Origin of the sequence: Peribacillus sedimenti (genome assembly GCF_046237635.1) — a bacterium.
In the GTDB taxonomy this organism is placed as follows: domain Bacteria; phylum Bacillota; class Bacilli; order Bacillales; family DSM-1321; genus Peribacillus; species Peribacillus sedimenti.
In genome coordinates this window covers 1,415,189-1,431,930 of sequence record NZ_CP143547.1, presented here as the reverse complement: position 1 = coordinate 1,431,930, position 16,742 = coordinate 1,415,189, and the positions used below count along the sequence as shown (strand labels likewise).

Annotated in this window: 13 protein-coding genes; 2 read left to right on the top strand and 11 right to left on the bottom strand. The window is 43.0% G+C overall.

Going from position 1 to position 16,742, the window contains the following annotated elements; genetic code table 11:
* Window positions 1–26: 26 nt before the first annotated feature.
* From V1500_RS07090 to hemG, 8 genes are all read right to left on the bottom strand, one after another.
* Window positions 27–1,754: a sigma-54 interaction domain-containing protein gene (locus V1500_RS07090; protein ID WP_409304877.1), complete on the bottom strand. Its 1,728-nt coding sequence runs from the start codon at window positions 1,752–1,754 to the stop codon at window positions 27–29.
* A gap of 555 nt (window positions 1,755–2,309) precedes the next feature.
* Window positions 2,310–2,567, bottom strand: coding sequence for a hypothetical protein (locus tag V1500_RS07085; protein ID WP_409304876.1), 258 nt, complete (start codon window positions 2,565–2,567; stop codon window positions 2,310–2,312).
* A gap of 103 nt (window positions 2,568–2,670) precedes the next feature.
* Window positions 2,671–3,804, bottom strand: coding sequence for an NADH-dependent flavin oxidoreductase (locus V1500_RS07080; RefSeq protein ID WP_409304875.1), 1,134 nt, complete (start codon window positions 3,802–3,804; stop codon window positions 2,671–2,673).
* 202 nt (window positions 3,805–4,006) lie between these two features.
* Window positions 4,007–5,035, bottom strand: coding sequence for an LLM class flavin-dependent oxidoreductase (locus V1500_RS07075; protein ID WP_409304874.1), 1,029 nt, complete (start codon window positions 5,033–5,035; stop codon window positions 4,007–4,009).
* 109 nt (window positions 5,036–5,144) lie between these two features.
* On the bottom strand, window positions 5,145–6,155 hold the full coding sequence (locus V1500_RS07070; RefSeq protein ID WP_409304873.1) for an LLM class flavin-dependent oxidoreductase: 1,011 nt from the start codon (window positions 6,153–6,155) through the stop codon (window positions 5,145–5,147).
* A gap of 26 nt (window positions 6,156–6,181) precedes the next feature.
* Window positions 6,182–7,150 carry a TIGR03571 family LLM class oxidoreductase gene (locus V1500_RS07065; RefSeq protein ID WP_409304872.1) on the bottom strand — a complete coding sequence of 323 codons (969 nt, stop codon included), beginning with the start codon at window positions 7,148–7,150 and terminating at the stop codon, window positions 6,182–6,184.
* Window positions 7,151–7,173: 23 nt separating this feature from the next.
* Window positions 7,174–7,515 carry an ArsR/SmtB family transcription factor gene (locus V1500_RS07060; protein ID WP_409304871.1) on the bottom strand — a complete coding sequence of 114 codons (342 nt, stop codon included), beginning with the start codon at window positions 7,513–7,515 and terminating at the stop codon, window positions 7,174–7,176.
* A 446-nt stretch (window positions 7,516–7,961) separates the two neighbouring features.
* Window positions 7,962–9,347, bottom strand: a complete 1,386-nt coding sequence (gene hemG / locus V1500_RS07055) for a protoporphyrinogen oxidase (protein WP_409305939.1) — start codon at window positions 9,345–9,347, stop codon at window positions 7,962–7,964.
* 422 nt (window positions 9,348–9,769) lie between these two features.
* On the opposite strand from hemG, the gene V1500_RS07050 reads away from it, so the two are divergent.
* On the top strand, window positions 9,770–11,917 hold the full coding sequence (locus tag V1500_RS07050; RefSeq protein WP_409304870.1) for a GDYXXLXY domain-containing protein: 2,148 nt from the start codon (window positions 9,770–9,772) through the stop codon (window positions 11,915–11,917).
* A gap of 373 nt (window positions 11,918–12,290) precedes the next feature.
* Here V1500_RS07050 and V1500_RS07045 read toward each other — a convergent pair whose 3' ends face one another.
* From V1500_RS07045 to V1500_RS07035, 3 genes are all read right to left on the bottom strand, one after another.
* Window positions 12,291–12,740, bottom strand: a complete 450-nt coding sequence (locus tag V1500_RS07045; RefSeq protein WP_409304869.1) for a GyrI-like domain-containing protein — start codon at window positions 12,738–12,740, stop codon at window positions 12,291–12,293.
* A gap of 54 nt (window positions 12,741–12,794) precedes the next feature.
* Window positions 12,795–13,148 (bottom strand): VOC family protein, encoded by a 354-nt coding sequence (locus V1500_RS07040; protein WP_409304868.1) that lies wholly within the window; start codon window positions 13,146–13,148, stop codon window positions 12,795–12,797.
* Window positions 13,149–13,398: 250 nt separating this feature from the next.
* Window positions 13,399–13,920: an SRPBCC domain-containing protein gene (locus tag V1500_RS07035; RefSeq protein WP_409304867.1), complete on the bottom strand. Its 522-nt coding sequence runs from the start codon at window positions 13,918–13,920 to the stop codon at window positions 13,399–13,401.
* A gap of 1,519 nt (window positions 13,921–15,439) precedes the next feature.
* On the opposite strand from V1500_RS07035, the gene V1500_RS07030 reads away from it, so the two are divergent.
* Complete coding sequence (locus tag V1500_RS07030; protein ID WP_409304866.1) at window positions 15,440–16,384, top strand: siderophore ABC transporter substrate-binding protein; 945 nt, start codon at window positions 15,440–15,442, stop codon at window positions 16,382–16,384.
* The last annotated feature ends 358 nt before the right edge of the window (window positions 16,385–16,742 follow it).

The window sequence follows — 16,742 nt, the reverse complement described above, 5'->3', positions numbered from 1 at the left end:
TTATCATTTGTTTAAAATATAGATTATCACTTAATTTGTAATTTGCTGATCCTTCTGTACAGAGTCGGCAGACTGATCTTCAAATGTTTTGCAACCTTCTTCTTGCCTTGAGTGTCCCTGCCATACAGGTCCAATAGCTCTATAATCATGTCTTTTTCCGTCGTATGTATAATCGTATTGGGTGTCACAGCAAAGTTATTTTCCTTTTTCAAACCGGATTCACTCATATATAAATCTCTCAAATAGCCTGGCAAACTCTCCACCGTGACCAGATTACCAATCTGCAATTGCACAAAATGATAGACTACATTCTGTAATTCTCTTATATTGCCCGGCCAATGATAATGAAGAAGTATGTCATATACCTGGGTGGAAAGACTTTTCGGAGAAGAAAATAGCTCGCCGGAGAATTTTTTCAAAAAATACTCTACAAGCAGCGGGATATCCTCTTTTCTCTCTCTTAATGGCGGAATCGTAATCGGGATGACATTCAGCCGGTAATAAAGATCCTCCCGGAATTCTCCCCTTGCTACAAGTTCCTCAAGATTGCGATGGGTAGCCGTTATGATTCGGACATCTACAGGCGTACTTTTCGTATCTCCGACTCTCTCAATCTTCCTTTCCTGCACCACCCTGAGCAGCTTTGCCTGCAGAGAGAGGGAGAGATCTCCAATCTCATCCAGAAAAATCGTTCCTCCATTTGCGAGCTCGAATCTGCCCGGCTTGTCTGCGTTTGACCCCGTAAATGCTCCTTTTACATGCCCGAAAAGTTCGCTTTCTAACAAAGACTCTGGAATGGCGGCACAATTTAATGCGACAAATGGTCCCTTGCTGCGATTACTATCATGATGGATCGATTGGGCGAATACTTCTTTCCCCGTCCCGCTTTCCCCTCTAAGTAAGATGGAAGAATTGCTGGGAGCTACTCTTTTAGCCATATCTATAACGGTCAGGATATGTTCGCTAATCCCTTTGACATCATCGAAGGTGTATAGCATTCTTTGCTCCATGGCACCTTTTTTTACATCTTTGGCGGGCTTCAACTGGATAATGAATGAAACAAGGTCTTTATTTACCAGCAGCGGCTTGACTTTAGCAATAGCGTGGGCATGTTTGACAGATGAAATTTTGATTTTTAGCTCCTGCTGGGTTTTGACAGTCTTTATTTTCAGCCAATCGGCGGGGGAAATGAGTTCCTCTATGTGTTCACCTGAAATAGTTGTCCTGTCTATGTCAAAGTCTAAGCTTACTTGATTGCTGATACTATGAATTGTACCATCATGCCCTACCAGCAGGATTGGCTCCTGGATAAAGGAAAACAACCCAACCATTTCTTCCAGTACGAGGCTGTTTTCCTTTCTCAAATCTGCGATCTCCATTTTATTGCCAATCCACTCGCAGCAAAGCTCCATTTGCAGTTCGATAACGCTTAGGTTCTGGCTCAGCCATCCATCCTTGTTATCAAATGGAGTGAGCTGCAGTATTCCTACTACCCTATTATTCTTAGTAACAGGTTTGAGCACTGAATTTGCAGCAGGGCATACAGACACAGAACAGCCGTCACACGCGACAGGCTGCACATTGCCTCGCACCAAAAAATCCATTCCTGTCTTCTTCATTTTATTTATGACTGGGCACTTTGGATGGAATGCTTTATGATCTTCGTCAATGAAAAATTCAGCGTGAACAGGAAAAGACTCAAACCATTTGCTAATCACCGAATTTATTTCCGAAGCATCGACGCTTGTTAACATTCTCATCATCCCTTTGTATTAATTTAATCATGAAGCATTTATCAGACATCATAAGCATTAAAAAATTTTACTTCATCAAAAATATCATATTGAGCGTAATTAAGAAACACACTTTACCGAATATTCTAAATAAGACGGACAAAAGAGACTTGAACAAACCCATATCAAAATCCATTGCAGAACCTACAGACTTTCTTGTTACAAATTCTATTATTCATACTGAACACCTAATTGTTTATTTACACGTTTAAATAACAAAATTATTTCTATAGTAGTAACTTACGAAAAAGCCTTCAACCAGTCATCTCATGTGAATTGCTATCCTTTATTTCCTTGATATCTTGCAAGAAAAAAATCTTTCAATATTCGAATTATCTGTCAGAGAAAGAACAGCGTAAAAAAGGATAGAGAACTTGAACTGTTCTCTATCCCATAAATTATAACTATAAAAATTTAATATTAAAAAGGCATCCAGTGACATAGAACCAGGCCAAATCAATATGATGCCTAATGCAATAGCTATCATACCAAATTTCTTAAACGACAAGGAAAGGCTCATTCGCCCCCGCTCGAGTATTTATTGTCTCCCATCGTATAATTCGTGCTTTCACCTGCTTTTGCATTTGGGTGGATGGATTTAGTAAGGTTGTTATTGATTTTATTATTCCTCCGGTCAATCAATTGAGCCAACAAAACAAGACCAGCTATGAAAACAACAAGCCCTAGCATAAGCACACCCCTTTTTATTACATTATATTCCATATCCGCATATCTCTCCATGCATTCGGCATGATATGATATGCTTAAATCCACAATAAAAATCCCCTCCAAGTAATGATATCAACCAATTCATCATTGGTATTCTAGCAACTTGAAGGGGATGTCCTGCTAAATATGTTGTTGGCAGATTTCTTTGTTATTTGTTGTTCTCGACAATAGGAAGCCAGCCCGGTATGCTTGTGTAGTATTCCCACATACGATCTGAAATCGCCAGCTCTGTTTGATCCTGTTTAGATAAGGTAGTGCGAATTTTTTCTTCTTCACCTGCTTGTACTTTTTGTATCCAATGCGGCTCTACTATTAATTCCCGCCCTAACGCGATTAAAGGTACTTCCGTTCCGAATGCATCCATTACTTCATCGGGTGTCCGCAGCATACCCACTCCTATTACCGGTATACGGTCTCCAACACGTTCATGGATCATGACCACACGTGACTTTTTGTCGTTTTCATCACGAATTGAACCGTTAAAAAAGCCGCCTACTGAAATGTGAAGATAATCGAGTTCCTGATTAGCCAGCGTGTCTACTAATTGCAAGGTATCTTCCATAGTGATCCCTGGATTCTCTCTTTCTTCAGGCGATAAACGGTAGCCTATAATGAAAGGTTTTGAAGTATGTTCTTTAACAGTTTTCTTAACAGTATCTACCACAGCAAGCGGGAATGCCATCCGTTTTTCAAGCGTGCCTCCCCATTTGTCTGTTCTTCGATTGGAATGCGGAGAAAAGAATTGCTGTAATAAATACGTATTGGCTCCATGGATTTCCACTCCGTCATACCCTGCTTCTATGGCTCTGCGGGTCGCTTCCCCAAATGCTGTAATAATTTCTTCTATTTCATCCGGCTCCATTTCACGCGGAACCACCGCATCGTCCCGTTCCGCTGCTACGGCACTTGGGCCAATGGGCTGGCGATCCAGCAACTCCTCTGGCGGGCACATTCTTCCACCGTGAAAAATTTGTAAAATAGCCTTCGAGCCCTTTTCTTGGATGGCTGCAGCTACCCTTTTCAGACTCGGAATCAATGAATCGGAATCTGCTCCAAATTCACCGGGAAATCCTTTTCCGTTCCGGGTGACGTACGTACACGCGGTAATTACGGCGCCTACACCGCCAGCACGTTCTTGATAGTAGGCAATTTCTTCGTCGGATACTTCCCCATTTTCATGTGCTGCAGTGTTAGTCATGGGGGCCATCAATATTCTGTTCTTTATTTCAACGCCGGAACGGAATGTAAATGGTTTGAATGCAGATTCATATTTTGAATTCAATATAACTCGCTCCTTTTGCAAAGCGCCATGTTTAAGGCGCGTTTTCTTTATCAGTTAGCCATGGATTTTTTGTAAAAAGCCTTGCATTGATGCACTGCTTTCGAGCACCTTTCAATAGGATTAGTAAAATGCCTATTGATATACATCCATCACTGTGTAACTAAAACCATAATGAGTGGAAAGCAGGCTGGTCACACCAGCCTTATTTCCCCTGGACAATATCCGCCAAAATTTCAAAAGAATGAAGGCGGTCATTATGATCAAAGACCTGTGCAATTGCCATGATTTCATCGGCATGGCTTTCATGTAAAAACTTCTCCAGCTTTCCTTTTACCGTTTCGGGACTGCCGACAATAGATGTACCCAATTGATTCTGAAGTGCAGCTATTTCATAATCGCCCGCTATATCAAGGATATTATCGACTGGCGGCTGCAGAGGTACCTCGTTTCCACGCATCAGATTCAAAAACTGCTGCTGAAGCGTCGTGGCAAGACGCTGTGCTTCTTCGTCCGTGTCTGCTGCAATGATGTTTAAGGCAACCATCGCATGCGGCTTGTCCAAAACTTTAGACGGCTTAAAAGAACGGCGATACAGGTCAATGGCTGGCAGTGTACTGCGTGGAGAGAAATGGCTCGCAAATGCGAATGGCAAACCAAGCTCGCCTGCCAGTTGAGCACTGAATCCGCTTGACCCCAACAGCCAGATGGGAACATTCAGTCCCTCACCTGGTACAGCTTTAACATGTCTAGGGCCTTCTGCCAAAGATGGGTCAAAATACGCACGAAGCTCAGCTAATTCTTCAGGAAAATCATCTCCTGTACTTCCAAGATCACGTCTCAATGCGTAGGCTGTACGCTGGTCAGTTCCTGGGGCACGCCCAAGTCCAAGGTCAATGCGGCCGGGATATAAAGATTCCAAAGTCCCAAACTGTTCAGCGATGACTAGGGGTGCATGATTCGGCAGCATGATTCCGCCTGAACCAACCCTGATTTTTGATGTACCTGCTGCAACATGGCCGATCACCACAGAAGTCGCGGAGCTGGCGATAAATGGCATATTATGATGTTCAGCCAGCCAATAACGGTTATATCCTAATTTTTCTGCAAGCTGTGCCAGCTCCAGAGTACGGCGAAAGGACTCAGAGGGATTACTGCCAACTGTAATAGGAGAGAGGTCCAGTACCGAAAAAGGAATATCACTCAGCTTTTTTGTATGTTCATTTTGGGACATATTTTCAACTTCTTTCTTATTTTTTTATATTAATAGTTGCAATAGCAGTTATATTTTCGGCGAGATAACCCTACTATTTGCAAAAGCGCTGACATTCATTAAATATTAATCATAGTATGTTTGCTGCTTCTGCCAGAATTTCATAAGAATGCAATCGGGCCTTGTGATCAAAAATTTCCGTATGCGCCATGATTTCATCAGCACCAGTGTCTTCTGCCAACTTGTGTAACTGTTGTCTCACCCCTTCAGGATTCCCAATGATGGAAGTGAACAGCTGCTCTTCCACTGACGTGCGTTCAATGTCATTCCAAAGCTCATCCATATCATCAACCGGAGCTAAAATCGGTGAAGGCTGCCCCCGTGTTAATAAGAGAAATTTTTGATACATGGAGGTTGCAAGCCTCTGTGCCTCCTCATGAGTACCAGCTGCCACCACCTGAACCGCTAAAAGAACATAAGGTTTTTCCAGGAATTGCGACGGACGGAAATGGTTGCGATAGACTTCCAATGCCTTCATCATGTTGCCTGGGGCAAAATGTCCAGCGAAAGAAAACGGTAACCCTAGCATTCCAGCCAGTTGTGCACTATATAGTCCGGAACCTAACAGCCAGATTGGCACGTTTGTCTTTTCTCCAGGGATTGCATGAAAGCCGTGCGAACCATCTCTCGTGGTTGTTCCTGAACCGTATAAATAAGCAAGAAGCTCCTGCAGTCGCTGGTCGAATTCCGGTTCACCAGCCACTCGCTGCCGCAATACATTTGCGGTATATTGATCCGTGCCAGGCGCACGCCCTAAGCCGAGATCGATTCGTCCAGGAAAGAAGGCTTCCAGCGTCCCGAATTGCTCAGCCACCGAGAGTGGTGAGTAATGGGACAGCAGCAGCGCACCTGAGCTGACACGTATTTTCTCTGTCACTGAAGCGACCCTGCCAATCACGATAGGCGATGCGGAGCTGGCCATCCCTACCCAATTATGATGTTCAGCAAGCCAAAAACGGTTATAGCCCCACTCTTCAGCTTTCTTAGCCAAATCAAGTGTATTTTGAAGGGAAAGTTCGGCTGATCCGCCTTCTATGATTGGCGAAGGATCGAGCACAGAAAGTTTTATATTATTTGTCATTAGTCAACCGGCCTTTCATTTTTTATTTATGAAGATTGCAGCGTACCTTCATGTGTAGAAAAGTGAGGCAATACAAATTCTCCAAGTTCCTGGATTACTTCCTCTGGAGGGCGGCTTGAAAAATAAAGCACAAAGGCCAAATGATTGATGCCGATAGACTGGAATTGGTAAAGCAAGTCCACTAAATGGTTGCGTCCAACAGAGAAACCAAGTGGGATAGGCACAGGTAATGCATCGGGATTTTCCGATAAGTCGATGAATAAGCTCTGAGAGAACGGTTTGAACACTTCCGGAGCGAGGGTGTCAGATAGGGCTCGGTAATCATGTATCAGCCTTGCCTGCTGTTCTATGCTTCTCGGATATTGAATCCATCCATCCCCATGCTCGGCAATCCATCCCAGCGACTGATTGCTAAAACCAGTAACCATGGTCGGAATGGAAGAGACAGGCTTTGGAATCAGTCTCATATCTGTGCCATCTACAACTCCTGAAGGATTGTCTATCATCGGATGATCCTCCTTTAACAGGCGATCCAGAACTTCATAATGTTCTTTAAATAAGGGGCCGCTTTCTTGTTTAGATATTCCCAAAGCGATAAAGTCCTTTTCCCTGTCACCGGATCCTACGCCCATAATCAGCCGTTCAGGAAACAACTTGTCAATCGATGCTGCCTCCTTCGCTACTCGCACTGGGTGGCGCAGAGGCAGGACTACGCTTCCGGTTACCAAAGCAATTTTCTTTGTGTGTGCTGCAAGATATGTCAGATAGATCCATAAATCATACATTTGGCCGTTATCATCGATATTCAGGTTCTGCATCGTAATGTCACGGAGCCATAGCGAGGCAAACCCAAATTGCTCAATTTTTACGGCAAGCTCCAGCTGATTTTCCATTATCGGATATTTGGACATTCTAGCAGTCGGGAGAACAAATCCGAGCGTCATTTTGTCTTTTTTATACAAGCTGTTATAGGCACGGTGATTTAGATTAATCATGATAATCCTCCTTAATAAAAGTCTTATATTTTTGAGCCGATATATTTTTCAAACAGTTTGATTGTTTCTTCATTGCGGCGATAATATGTCCATTGTCCAATCCGTTTCATTTCCAATAGCCCACTTTGCTGCAGAATCGATAAATATTGGGAAGTGGTCGACTGTGACATCCCTATTTTGCTGCGAATATCACTTACACAAACCCCCTTTTCAAATCCTTCATCTTTAATGACATGGGCTTCCGGGGAAAAATGAGGCTCAGGGTCTTTTAACATTTGAAGAATGCTTACTCTGGTTTGATTGGATAACGCCTTGAAAATTTCAACCGCCTGTTCGTCATTAAGTGGATTCAATTCCTGATTCATAGTGCAATCGTCCTTTCACATGCTATTTAGAATAACGGTGGACAAACTGATTCGAGAACAAAATAGAATATCGAGAATTTGCGATAGGCCTATATTATGCCTGTTTCATCTTGAAAGCAAATCATATGACTAGCGTAATTAATAATTCATGTTTGCGGTTAAATAAGATATAGTCTATACATTATGGCAAAACACAACCAATCCAGTCTGTTATGTGTCCCAACTTTCTTACTCCACTTTGTTTCTCAGAACCTTTTTAACTCCGTGTGCTGCTTCATTAGTGATGTCTGCCCTCCACACTTATCAAGGTACCTTCTCCACCTTGATCACTGATTTCCAATCTTTATCACAATTATGAAGATACCTTCTCTGCCTCAATTATCGATGAAAAAGTGTACTAATGATAAGGCAAAAAAAATCCCCCATCACATGGAGGAGATTTCTTCTTATAAATTCTCAATAATTCCCTTGCCGATATTCGCCCCATTTTCAATGCAATCCGGTATGCCTACTCCATAATAGGAGCTGCCCCCAATCCATATCCCAGGATAATTCTCGTTCAGCTTGCGTTCAAGTGCAGCTACTGTTTGCGGATGGGTGATCAAATAATTAGGCATACTGTCTGTCCAGCTGGTTACCTCGCTTGCAGCGGGCTGAGCCGTAATGCCAAGGCCTTTTTCTATATCCCTTAAAGCCATCTTCAGCAATTCTTCCTGATTCATTTCTTTTAGCGACGAGAAGCCCGGATGGCTGCTTTTATAAAATAACCTGACAAGCAGATTGCCGCTTTCAGAAGTGTGCTCCCATTTCCGGCTTGTCCATGTACACGCGTTACAGCCTAATTCTTCTGTATTCGCGGTGATAAATCCCGTTCCATCTTCTGGCAGCATGCTGTCCGGCACATCGAAGCCTACATAAATGGAGATGAGCGAGCTGTTTTTCAGACCCCCAAATTCCTTTTCCAACGCCTGGTCTGCAAATAATTTTTCAGCTGCAGGATGCGGAATGCCCAGGACGACATGGTCTGCTTCCATGGTTTCTCCATTAGAAAAAGTAATGCGATAACATCCATTCGCTTTATCAATTTTATCTGCCTTTTTATTTAGCAATATTTCAGTCTGATCAAGTTTTTGTCGATAGGCTTCGACCAGTGCACTGAGGCCACCCTTGAACGAGATAAATTTCTTGCCGCTGCCGCTTTGCCACTTCTTCTTGTTTTCTTCAAATCCTTTGATTATACTGCCATAGCTTTCTTTATAATCGAATACCTGCGGAAGGGTAGACGCTATCGTCAGATCATTCAAATCCCCGGAATAGACTCCTGACAGAACCGGTGCAATTTGTTTTTGGACCAATTCTTTCCCGAAAAAATGCTCCAGAAATTTACCGATGGAATCTTCCTTTGTAAAGCCCTCGTTCCTGGTGTAAAAATCCTTCAGCGCCTCCACCTTGCCCTCTGCCGATACAAGATTGCTTTTGGCCAGTGATTCAACGCTTGCCGGGATCCCAAATACAGAATCTGCCGGAATGAGCTTCAGTTCTCCCTCGCTGTAAATGAATGACCTGCCGGCAGCATTATATACCACTTCTTCTTCCAGTCCCAGCTCCTGGATGAAATCCATGGCATTGGCTTTACGGGCGACGATTGAATCGGCCCCTGCCTCCATGACAAAACCGCCTGCCTTGACGGTATTGATTTTCCCTCCCAGACGGGCGGAGGCCTCAGCCAGGACAAGCCTGACATCTGAATGGTTTTCTTTTTTCCATCTATTCAGTTCATATAAAGCGGCAAGCCCAGTTACTCCGCCGCCGATCACTAATACTGTTTTCACCTTCAACACCTCTAGCATCCTTTCATATTTCCAGATTACCACAATAAGATCAAAAAGATAGCATGGTGATTTGTCACTAATGTGAAAATTGAATGCTGCATTGATTTTAAAAAAATCCCATCAGTTGTCATTTATTTTTTGAAAAATCTCTGCATATTTTATAGTAATTCGGTAACCGCCCGCACCAAATCGGAATTAGTATCATCGTCGTTTCGTGAATGGAGACCATGTAGGTAATCACGAAGCCAGACGGTCCCTTTCACCTAAGACCGAAGACAAGGTATAGTCCAAAAAAGTAGTGATTAACAGTATCGGGTAACCGCAAGCACGAAGGAAACCCAGTCACAAAGCGATGTAAGGACTTTCAATGTTTTCTTGTTTTTTTCAGAATATTTGCTAAAGTAACCTTAAGAGGTGATATTATGAACAACGTATCCACCAAGACGAGCTACCTCATCGGTCTTGTCTTCCTATTATCTGGCATCCTCTACTTCTTTGCCTCCAACTGGCAGGGAATGGAGCGTTCAGAAAAAATTCTTCTCTCTGTCGGCCTTATGCTGCTGTTCTATCTAACAAGTTTCATCGTCTCAAAAAGCATAAGCCGCCATGTGTTTTTGTCTCACTGGACCTTCCTCTCGGGAGCCACCTCGTTCGGAATTTCTATCGCACTCCTTGGCCAGGTCTATAACTCACACGCTGACAGCTACATGCTTTTCATTATATGGCTGATCCCTGTATTTCTCTTTAGCCTTATTACCGGATATCAGCCCTTTTATGTGATGAGCTTAATTTTGCTGAACCTTTCCATCTGGTTTTATCTCAACCCATCAAGCCACACCATTTACCGGACAGAAGGTGAAATGGCATTGCTGTTCCTTGGGTTTGCTATCCTAAACCTTCTCGTGTTCCTTGTGACACAGAAACACTGGGTCGCATCTAAGCTTCTTGAATACCTGTCGTTCCTTGCAGCACAAGGATTTCTATTCACCGCCACGTTCCTGGAGTTCTTTCCAGGATTCAAAATCCTGTCGTTTTTACTCTACCTGGGGTTCTTAGCGGCTGGTTTTGTTTACTTCAAGAAGAAGGAAGAGAAAGTCCTGCTTGTATTCACGTGCCTGATTGGGGCAGCTTTTTTATTTGCGGAGTTTATTGATTTCAGCTTCACCTACATGCCGGAGCTATTCTACCTGCTCGGCTTCGCGATTACCGTCGCACTCCTTGCGGGAAGCGTGTTTTTCGTCCGCTGGATTTCCAAGTACGAAAGCCCGGACAACAAATTCATCCCATTCATTAAAAAGATTGTAACAGTCACAATCACCATCGTAGCAAGCCTGATCGGAATGAGTTCGACGCTTGGTGTTGTGTTCCTTGCAACCGGCCTTTTGGAAAATGGAATTTACATGTTCGGGATGGTGTACATCATCATTGCTCTCTTCGTTAAGGAACGTATATATACCGTGAAATACACGCTCCTTGTGATTGGGTTTATGATCAGCGGCGGAACCGCTATCGTATCAGGTGAATGGTGGCACGTCTTGATTCTTGCTGCCGTTAGTCTGTATGTGTATTTGACGGTATCATCCACCATCATTCGTGTATTTATGTACATTTTACTGAACTTACTGCTGTTAACCGAATTTGTAAAAGTTACTGATGCCGTGGAAGAAGCGCTCATCATTTTCGCCGTCCTGAACATCATCTGCTACCTGTTCACAAAGAATATACTCCTAAAAAGGAGTTCGTATATAGTAGCCCTGGCACTCGCGTTCTCGCTAAGCTTCGTTGACAGCTCGCACCAGATTTTCTACTACTTATACAATGCTGCGTTTATTGTCATCGCACTGGCCGCACTTTACCGTGCCAACCAAAAGGATGACCATTTCGAACGCTGGGGGTCGGGTATTTTTCTGACCTTGTATATAGGGTACAAATATTATGACATGCTCTGGTCACTCATTCACAAAAGCGTTACGTTTACCATAATCGGAATTCTGTTTCTCACGATTGCTACTTATCTGGACAGAGCATCAGACAAAGGTCAGGAAAGAAAGCTGTCATTCGTGTCCCGGAAGGCATCGCTGCTGATCGGAGTTGTCCTTCTTCAGATGGCCTTCCTTTCCGTGCAGGTTTTCAAAAGCGAGAGCATCCTGAAAAACGGGAAGGAAATCACCGTTTCTCTCGTACCTGTTGACCCAAGGAGCATGTTGCAGGGGGACTATGTGATACTCCGGTACAGCTTCAGCACGATACCGGAACTGTCGGAAAACGGTGAGTACAGTCAAGAAATCCCGGACGGCGATGTGGTCTCTGTGCTGCTCCGAGAAAATGGCAATGGCATCTACCAGTACGGGGGCAACTTCGCGCATGACGGAAAATGGATGGATCCTTACGAGAAGCAAGAAGGCGACGTCATCATTGACGGCAGGTATGATGCATACAACAGTGTAACCTACGGGATAGAGAACTTCTTCATACCGGAAGGAAAAGGGAGCGAATACGAAGGCAGGAAATTCGCGGAGCTTAAAGTAGGCTCAAACGGCGATGCCATCCTCACCAGGCTAATCAGGTAGAAGCATGCCGCCTAAAATGAATTTTTTTAATCTCTGGAGAAAAAAGTCTACCGATTTAAGGACACTGGAAAGAGCCTTTACGCTATAGTCAAAAATTAGTTGCTAACAGCGGTTCACAGTTGAACAAAATTTTGAGGGACCTCTAAATGGGTCCCTGTTTTTAATTGCATAACAACATTTTTGGTACAGATCCGTTTAGTGGAAAATACGAGTGGTCCGTATTGTAATGTTGATTTCTGCAATCATCAGCTTTTTTGTTTCCGTCTGTCTTCTTTAGATAATTCTTCTCGCAGTCTAAACTCTTGCTGTCATTATCAAATGGCTGCTTGTTTGCAGCTCGTTTCAGAGGTCAGGCAATCCAAATTCCTGTCTATTATTCCGAAAGAATAGGCAGGTAAATTTCTACCTCTTCCCCGCCCTTTTCAGCAGGGTGATAGGTCTCTGCTATATACGAATTCAGGTTTCTTTGATAGCCCTGTTCCTCGCCCCATTTTACTAAATCGTTATGCAGGCTGGCAATCTCATTCATTTTGCCTCTAGTCATAATATAATCCTGTTTCAATTCGATATATTCCATTCCAGCAGGGATGTCATCTAATGGTTCTTTAACCAGTAAGCCTACTATGTATTCGCCTTCGAGGTGCTTTTCGTCCCTTTTAGGTTCATAAAGGGCAGCTTCGACACTCATGCCGCCTTGTATTTCATCTGACCGCTTCATGAATTGCTGTGCTGCAGCTGGCACTTCACTTGCAAAACTTGTAAAAGCACCGCTATTTCTTATTCCTGCCATTCTAAAATGTTTTCTTACCCTTTTACATTCCATGATAGCTCCTCCAAATATGAAAATATGTATTAAGCCTTGTATCAATTTTTCTCATCAACACTTGCATACCATAAGATGGTTTCCATCTGGGTCAGTAAAATTAAAATAGTGATTATGTTGAATTCCTGATATGATATTTACCTTCTTTTCCATCATATGCTCGTAGGCTGCCTCAATATTTTCTGTATTGAAATGAAAGGCGGGAGCTTTAAAAACATTGTCTTCCGAATAGATTTTGCTGTCTAAAACAATGTTTGTACCATTCATGGGAATGACATAAATATGGCCAAACTGTATGTCCCCTTCCCCCTGCAGCCCTAACATATCACAATACCAATCCCGCGCTTTTTCTATATGGCTTACCGGAATAAATACGGTTCCGATTTGATTCAAGATAGGACTTCTCAATAACCATTCCTCCTCCAAAAATTTTATTCATTTCATAATCGGCTCATGAAAAAAGCCAACAGGATTCCTGCCGGCCGCATCCTTCATTTTTCATCAGGCTGGAATATCCCCAGCGTCAATCCTTCAGGCCCTTAGCAGTATGCAAAAGCAGATGGTTTTTATATAGAATAAACCTTATAGGCAGTATCTGTGGGCTCATTGCCCGCGATGCATATCCTCCCCAAATAAATTAAGTGACTATTCCCCAAATCTATTGAAGCTCTTTTAGCAGTATTTCCAGCCGATCCATTTGCGAGGAATATCTTTCTATGACGCCCATTTCGATAACCTGCTGCAGCTGCTCGACTGAAGCAAATTGAGAATTTGAAATAACGTTCGTTTTTCCTTCCTGCTCAATGAAATTCATCGTGATCAGCATTCCCGGCATACCATCGACACTATTGCCTTCTTCATCTGCAAACGTATCTGTGTAAATGATGGTTTCAGGCGGAGTAATCTTATGGTACACCGCTTTCCCCCTGGATTCCTGGCCGTAAAAATCACCCTGTTTCTTATCCATGCATGTCATGGTGTAGAACCATATGCCGTCAGGCTTGAACTCAAATTTGTGAATCTCCGTTTGCCACCCCTTTGGTCCCCACCAGGCCTGCAAAAGTTCAGGATTCGAAAATGCTCTAAAAACAAGTTCCCTTGGCGCAACAAACACCCTCTCCAAAACAAGATTTCTGCCATCAACGGTCCATTTAATCCTTGTTTCCTGGTTTTCAGCCATACATTCCCTCCTGCCTTATCGAGTCCTACATGAACCAATTCTTCACCCTGAGGACCATCCCCTTCCATTACCTTGTAAATAAAAATCGACATTATGCCAATGTAGCAGGATGGGCCGACAACTAGTCAAGTTACTTTGCCAAAATCATAATTACCCGGAGCTACTTGCAAAAGAAAAAAATGCAGTAACAATAAGCTATTTTTCGTTTCTCTGCTCTCTTATCTTTTTTTCTACTGTTATTGCAAGGTATCCAAGTTAAAACAGTGCAATGCCGTCTAAGGTGACAGCTAGAATGCCAGGTCGATCAGCTATAAAATCAACAGACGAAGTACAAAAGCTAATGCCAATGATACTGAGTGTCAACCAGTGAGAATACCTCGAAGACTCATTTCACATCATTTCCTCCATTAAAAATTCTACATATGCTTCATTCTCCTTTACATTCCTTACCTGCTGTGAGGCTCTGTACCGCTACTTTCAAAAAATAATAGAGTGTATATTTTCCAAGTCATAAAGCATTGATAAGCACTTAACTATTTCTTCAACTCCTGCCTGGTTTTCCCTTTTCACATAAATCAAGACCTCTTACCGGACTACCTTACCTGAATAAGACCTTCCTCCCCTTAAAAAAACCTTTTTTGCAAAATCCATCAACCAGTTTGGCGCTTCATCAGATTTATGAAGGTCTTTTTTCCAGCACCCCCGACCAGTTTGGGCCTTCATCTGACTTATGAACACCCTTTTTGACTGCTCCCCCGACCGGCTCGGGCCTTCATCTGATTTATGAACGCCCTTTTGACTGCTCCCCCGACCGGCTTCGGCCTTCATCTGACTTATGAACGCCCTTTTGACTGCTCCCCCGACCGGCTCGGGCCTTCATCTGACTTATGAACACCCTTTTGACTGCTCCCCCGACCGGCTCGGGCCTTCATCTTACTTATGAACACCCTTTTTGACTGCTCCCCCGACCGGCTTCGGCCTTCATCTGAATTATGAACACCCTTTTTGACTGCTCCCCCGACCGGCTTGGGCTTTCATCTGACTTATGAACACCCTTTTGACTGCTCCCCCGACCGGCTCGGGCCTTCATATGACTTATGAACACCCTTTTTGCCTGTTCCCCCGACCGGCTTGGGCTTTCATCCCTTTGTGAACACCCTTTTGACTGCTCCCCCGACCGGCTTGGGCCTTCATCCCTTTGTGAACGCCTTTTTGACTGCTACCCCCGACCGATTTGGTCCTTCATCCCCCCTTATGAACGCCTTTTTGACTGCTCCCTCAACCAACTTGGGGCTCTTCCTGCATCCTTATGAAGGCTTAACACATATCCATGAGTAAACAAGTAAATATAAATAATTTTTAAAAAATTTGTTGACATCTGCAGATTACCTTTTTACAATATACCTAAATGATAATGAATATCATTTTCATCATGCAGGTGTTTATTTTTTCATTTTGATTGATAATGATATTCAGTTTCATATATTTGAAACTAAAAATTCTTAACGGGGTGTTACATATGAAAAGAAAGTTAGCTTTCCTCTTTATTGCTATTTTGGTTATTCTCTCAGCATGTGGACAACAGGAGGCTTCTCAAAAATCCTCCTCTTCTTCAAGCAATAAGGAATCACAAGAAATCACTGTGAAACATCAGCTGGGTGAGACAAAAGTAAAGAAAAATCCAGAAAAAGTAGTTGTGTTCGACTTTGGTTCCCTGGATACACTGGATACGCTTGGTGTAAAGGTAACAGGCGTACCAGTGCAAAATCTACCAAAGTATCTTGAAAAATACAAAACAGCTGAAAGTGTCGGCGGGTTAATGGAACCGGATTTCGAAAAAATTAATGAGCTAAAACCTGATTTAATCATCATTTCAGGCAGGCAGCAAGACTCCTACGATAAATTTAGCGAAATAGCACCAACTCTTTTCATGGGTATCGATAATAAGAGATACATAGAGTCTTTTAAGGAAAATGTAACGACATTGGGGAATATTTTTGGAAAAGAAACACAGGCCAAAGAAGAACTCGCCAAGATTGATGATTCGATAAACGGCTTGAAAGAAAAGACATCCGGCAAAAATGAAAAAGCCCTTATTACACTTACATCAGGCGGCAAGGTGACTGCTTATGGACCTGCTTCGCGCTTCGGTCTGATCCATGATGTATTTGGAATAAAGCCAGTAGAAGAGAACCTGGACGCCGACCCAATCCATGGCCAGAATATTTCCTTTGAGTACATTGCCGAGCGTAACCCTGACATGATGTATGTGATTGATAGAGATGCAGCGGTTGGTGAAGGTGAGAATGCAAAGAAAGTCATGGAAAATGCACTGGTAAAGAAGACGAACGCTTATAAAAACGAAAAGATTGTCTATTTAGATCCTAACTATTGGTATCTTTCTGGTGGCGGGCTAGTTTCCCTTACTGAAATGATTAAAGAAGTGGAAAAAGGTTTAGAGTAATACTAAACGATGTATAAGGTAAACAATGGCAGCCTGGCTACAAGCCGGGCTGTTTCTGTGACTCACACGGATGTTGGGCGTTGTCAAGCCTTACAGGACGTGAGGTAAATCAGCGTGGTCACAGGATTTGACGGGACTAGCTGACCTTCCACACGGGACGAAGTTAGCCGATGATCCTTATATGACAATTGAAAACACATTTATTGCAAATCGATCCATTTTCATAGCAAGATAGCGTTCCGTTTAAATTTTAAAATAGTAATATATGTATAGTCATGTATTTTTTGTATTGAGTTCTATTGTCTTCTTACACTTCAATTCATTCCTTTACCTCACCTGATATACCGTGTCTTCGCTC

Bases quoted from the DNA above. Each gene is read 5' to 3' on its own strand.
- V1500_RS07090 (WP_409304877.1), bottom strand. From the start codon at position 1,754: ATGTTAACAAGCGTCGATGCTTCGGAAATAAATTCGGTGATTAGCAAA.
- V1500_RS07075 (WP_409304874.1), bottom strand. From the start codon at position 5,035: ATGTCCCAAAATGAACATACAAAAAAGCTGAGTGATATTCCTTTTTCG.
- V1500_RS07070 (WP_409304873.1), bottom strand. From the start codon at position 6,155: ATGACAAATAATATAAAACTTTCTGTGCTCGATCCTTCGCCAATCATA.
- V1500_RS07065 (WP_409304872.1), bottom strand. From the start codon at position 7,150: ATGATTAATCTAAATCACCGTGCCTATAACAGCTTGTATAAAAAAGAC.
- V1500_RS07060 (WP_409304871.1), bottom strand. From the start codon at position 7,515: ATGAATCAGGAATTGAATCCACTTAATGACGAACAGGCGGTTGAAATT.
- V1500_RS07050 (WP_409304870.1), top strand. From the start codon at position 9,770: ATGAACAACGTATCCACCAAGACGAGCTACCTCATCGGTCTTGTCTTC.
- V1500_RS07045 (WP_409304869.1), bottom strand. From the start codon at position 12,740: ATGGAATGTAAAAGGGTAAGAAAACATTTTAGAATGGCAGGAATAAGA.
- V1500_RS07035 (WP_409304867.1), bottom strand. From the start codon at position 13,920: ATGGCTGAAAACCAGGAAACAAGGATTAAATGGACCGTTGATGGCAGA.
- V1500_RS07030 (WP_409304866.1), top strand. From the start codon at position 15,440: ATGAAAAGAAAGTTAGCTTTCCTCTTTATTGCTATTTTGGTTATTCTC.